This is a genomic window from Mesorhizobium sp. Cs1321R2N1 (assembly GCF_037179725.1).
Classification (GTDB): Bacteria; Pseudomonadota; Alphaproteobacteria; order Rhizobiales; family Rhizobiaceae; genus Mesorhizobium; species Mesorhizobium salmacidum.
Genome location: NZ_JAPYKP010000244.1, coordinates 1 through 4382, shown reverse-complemented (window position 1 = coordinate 4382; position 4382 = coordinate 1). Strand labels below are relative to the sequence as shown.

The following is a 4382-nucleotide window of genomic DNA, read 5'->3' as shown; positions in this document are numbered from 1 at the left end:
TCGGCCGTGTCTGCGGTGGCAACGCCGACCAGCCACCGCCTGACGGCTCGTTCCTCCGGCGCCGACAGGCCGGCGGTCAGTTCGCTCTCGATCGCATGCACACGGTTCCGGCATCGCCGCAGCAGGGCCTGTCCGCTGGCGCTGAGCTCGATATGCTGGATGCGGCCATGGACAGCGTGCGGCTTGCGCACCAGCGAGCCGGCCCGCTCCAGATTGGTGACGATGACGCTGAGCGTTTGCGGGGTGAGCAGCGCCAGTCGGGCAAGATCGGCATTTGACAGGCCGGGATAGGCCGCCAGCATGGTCAAAGTGACGAATTGCGGCTGCGTCACGCCGAGATCGGCTAGCGCCCGGTCGACCCTCAGCCGATGCGCGCCGGAGGCCTGCCGCAGGAGATAGCCGAGATAGCCTTCCTCGCCGCGTTTGCCTTCGCCCGGTGCTGGAATAGACGGATTTGGCTTGCGCATGATGTAAGGGCTCTTATATGTTGTTCGAGCTTTGATATTAAGGCAGAGCAAGGACGATGACGATGGCCTATCGGATTTTTCTCGCCGGCGCTTCTGGCGCCATCGGGCAGCGGTTGGTCCCGCAACTCCTGGCCGCCCACCATCAGGTGACGGGCACCACGCGCAGTGCCGACAAGGCCGCCAGACTGGAGGTCCTTGGCGTCGAGCCGGTGGTTGTGGATGTGTTCGACGCGAAATCACTGTCGCGGGCAATGCTTGCTGCCCGCCCCGACATCGTCGTCCATCAGTTGACCGACCTGCCGGCGGGCCTGGACCCGAGCCGCATGGCCGAGGCTGTCGTTCGCAATGCGCGCATCCGCGAGGAGGGCACACGCAATCTGGTCGCCGCGGCCGCCGCCGCCGGCGTCAGGCGCATGGTGGCGCAAAGCATCGCCTGGGCCTATGCGCCAGGCCCCGAGCCGCATGCCGAGGCCGATCCGCTGGATGGCGCGGCGAGCGGCAATCGCGGCATCAGCGTCGGCGGGGTCATCGCGCTGGAAACGGCTGTGCTCGACGCTCCATTCGCCGGCATCATCCTGCGCTATGGCCAGCTCTACGGCCCGGGAACGGGAGCGGACACCCCCGGCGGGGCGTCGCCGGTGCATGTCGATGCGGCCGCCTATGCGGCGCTGCTTGCGCTGGACAAGGGCGTGCCCGGCATCTTCAACATTGCCGAACCCAATGAGGCCGTCACGACGCGAAAGGCGGCCGAGGAACTCGGCTGGCGCGCCGATTTCCGCTTGCCCGCCTGAACCAATCCGCTCGGAGACATCGACATGATCAGCAATCAAGCCCGTTTGCGAGCGATCCATCTCTTCGCCGAGAATGCCAGCACCACCGAGCCGGCCGAACTGCTGGCGACCTTTATTGCCGACGACGATTGCGGCCTGCTGACGATCCCGAATTGACCACCGCGCCGGTGGCTTTCCACGCCCAGGGCGGGAAAGGCCGGGTCAGGCGGCATCGCGGCCATATTGGCGCCTTTGATGTCGGCATTGTGGTTGTCACGACGTGCCGCCCGGCGTATCAGGCGGGTCTTCCGTTGCCTTTGATATCGGCGAGCCGTCCCGGTGCTTTCCAGAAACCAACCCCAAGTCTACGCCCGCCGGCTGCGCGCGGTGCTTCTGAGGTCAGTCCCTCTCTTGGAGGCGCGCGGCATCGCCGTGGTCATCCTAGCGGGCGTTGTCGGCATCATGGCGGGCATACTGGCCACCGCGATGAGCCAGATCGTGCAGGACCTGCACGGGCTGCTGTTTGGCGTCCAGCCCGGCGGACGCCTGTCCGGCATGTTCTCGCTCGCCAATCCGATGCAGGCGCTGATCCCCGCGATCGGCGGCATCCTGCTTGGGATATCGGTGGTCTGGCTGAGGCTTCGGAAATTCCGCACGCCGGTCGACCCGATCGAGGCCAACGCGCTCTATGGCGGGCGCATGTCGCTCACCGACACCTTCATCATCGTCGTGCAGACGATGATTTCCAGCGGCTTCGGCGCTTCGGTCGGCCTGGAGGCCGGCTATACGCAGATCGGCTCAGGGGTCGCCTCGCGGCTGGCGCGTGCCTTCCGGTTGCGCCGCAACGATGTCCGCATCCTCGTCGGCTGCGGCGCCGCCGGCGCCATATCAGCCGCCTTCGATGCGCCGCTGACCGGCGCCTTCTACGGTTTCGAGCTGGTCATCGGCATCTACTCGGTCGCCAATGTCGCGCCTGTCTTGACCGCCGCGATCTCGGCGTCGCTGACAGCGGAAGTGTTCGGCGGCGTACCGTTTCCGCTCGAGCTTTCAGGGTTGCCGCAACTCACCGCCAGCCAATATGTGCCGTTCCTGTTGCTCGGCCTGCTTGGCGGCGCGGCCTCGATCGCCATAATGCATCTGGTGACGCTGATCGAGCGCGGGTTCAACAGGCTGTCCGTCGATGCCTCGCTGCGCCCCGTTATCGGGGGTGTCCTGGTCGGCCTCCTCGGCCTGATCACGCCGCAGGTCCTGTCCAGCGGCCACGGCGCGCTGCATCGCGAGTTCGCCATGAATTACGGGCTGGCGGTGGTGGCCAGCGTCTTCGTGCTGAAGCTGGCGGCGTCGGCCATCTCGCTGGGCTCGGGCTTTCGCGGCGGACTGTTCTTCGCCTCGCTGTTCCTTGGGGCGCTGCTCGGCAAGTCGTTCGCCGGTGTCATGGCGCTCGTCTCGCCGGCGACCGGCATCGATCCTTCCGTCGCCGCCGTCGTCGGCATGACGTCGCTCGCCGTCGGTGTCGTCGGCGGCCCGCTGACCATGACCTTCCTGGCGCTGGAATCGACCCGTGACCTGACGCTCACCGGCGTGGTGCTGGCCGCCTCGATCATGGCGGCGATCCTGGTGCGTGAGACCTTCGGCTACTCGTTCTCGACCTGGCGCTTCCACCTGCGCGGCGAGACGATCCGCAGCGCCCACGATGTCGGCTGGATGCGCAGCCTGACCGTCGGCTCGATGATGCGCAAGGACATCAAGACCATCGAGGCCTCGACGACCCTGGCCGCCTTCCGCAAGGAATTCCCGCTGGGTTCGGCCCAGCGCGTGATCGCCGTCGACCCGGGGGACGAGTATGTCGGCGTGCTGATCGTGGCCGAACTGCACAGCGATCCCTCCGGAGGCGAGGTGCCGGTGCGCGATCTTGCCCAGTACAAGGATGCCGTCCTGGTGCCCAGCATGAACGTGCAGGCCGCCGCCGAGACCTTCCAGCGCGCCGGCGCCGAGGAACTGGCCGTGGTCGAGGACTTCGCCGACCATATCGTGCTGGGGCTTCTGACCGAGGGCCATTTGATGCGGCGCTATGCCGAGGAACTCGAAAAGGCGCGCCGGGACCTGTCGGGGGAAGGGTAAGGAGCCCGCGGTCTCCGAACTCGTCAATGCTCGATCGGTCCCTTGGCCGGCACCAGCGCCGTGCCGGCGGTTGTCGGACGCTCGATGACGCGGCGCACGCGCGGCGGCTCGTCGCCTGAGTGCAACGCCCGCAAGCGTTCGCCGACCATGGCGTCGGCATGGGTGATGCGGCCATTGTGCCTGACATATTCGAGCCAGGTCGGCGTGTGGTAATGCTCGATCCAGATCGACGGATTTTCGAGATCGCGCGCCAGCGTCCAGTTTCGGGCGCCGTCGCGGCGGCGGATGCGCCCGCGCTCGGCCATGGTGGCGAGGAATTCCGCCTCGTCCTCGCGCCGGATCACATATTCGATCATGATGGCGATCGGACCGCTGCGCGGCTTCAGGTCGAGGGCGAGGTGCGGCTCCTTGAAGCGGTTGAGCGGGTCCAGGTTGAGCACCTGCTGTTGTGGTAGCGGCAGCACGAGACCGATGGCACCGCCGGCCAGCATGGCGATGGCTGCGGCGATCAGCGCCGTCTCGGCGCCATGCGCGTCGGCGACGACACCCCAGATCCAGCTGCCCAACGCGATGCCGCCGAAGGTGGCGGTCTGGTAGACCGACAGAACCCGGCCGACCACCCAGCGCGGCGTCGCCATCTGCACGGTAACGTTGAAATGCGAGAGCGCAATCACCCAGCACGCACCGCCGACCAGCAGGCCGAGCGAGGTCTGCCAGGCATGCTGGCTGATGGCGGCGTTGAACGCGCAGGCAGCGAAGCCGGCGAAGGCACAGCGCACCATCGTCTCGCTGGAGAGCAACTGCCGAAGCCGCACGCTGATCAGCGCGCCGCCGACTGCGCCGATGCCGAAGGCGCCCAGCATGATGCCGTAGGTCAGCGCGTCGCCCTTGACGACGTCGCGCGCCACCAGCGGCAGCAGCGCCAGCACCGCGCCGGCGCTGAAGCCAAAGGCCGCGCCCCTGACCAGCACCTTGCCGATGTTGGGCGACATGGCGACGTAACGCAGGCCGGCGCCCATGGCGG

General features: G+C 67.3%; 5 protein-coding genes. 3 read left to right on the top strand and 2 right to left on the bottom strand.

The window, feature by feature from the left end; all coding sequences use genetic code 11:
• Positions 1-467, bottom strand: a 467-nt coding sequence (locus O7A61_RS31185) for a MarR family winged helix-turn-helix transcriptional regulator (protein WP_337133024.1), incomplete at its 3' end; no start/stop codon positions are given.
• Between the two features lie 62 nt (positions 468-529).
• Between O7A61_RS31185 and O7A61_RS31180 the strand changes: the two genes are divergently transcribed.
• From O7A61_RS31180 to O7A61_RS31170, 3 genes are all read left to right on the top strand, one after another.
• Positions 530-1258 carry an NAD-dependent epimerase/dehydratase family protein gene (locus O7A61_RS31180; protein ID WP_337133023.1) on the top strand — a complete coding sequence of 243 codons (729 nt, stop codon included), beginning with the start codon at positions 530-532 and terminating at the stop codon, positions 1256-1258.
• Between the two features lie 24 nt (positions 1259-1282).
• The gene (locus O7A61_RS31175) at positions 1283-1414 is read left to right on the top strand and encodes a hypothetical protein (protein ID WP_337133022.1); all 132 of its coding nucleotides are present in this window, start codon (positions 1283-1285) and stop codon (positions 1412-1414) included.
• A 162-nt stretch (positions 1415-1576) separates the two neighbouring features.
• Entirely contained in the window at positions 1577-3358 is a 1782-nt protein-coding gene (locus O7A61_RS31170; protein ID WP_337133021.1) for a chloride channel protein, read from the top strand.
• Between the two features lie 23 nt (positions 3359-3381).
• Here the strand turns inward: O7A61_RS31170 and O7A61_RS31165 are convergent.
• Positions 3382-4382: MFS transporter (locus O7A61_RS31165; protein ID WP_337133020.1), on the bottom strand; the 1001-nt coding region annotated here is incomplete at its 5' end.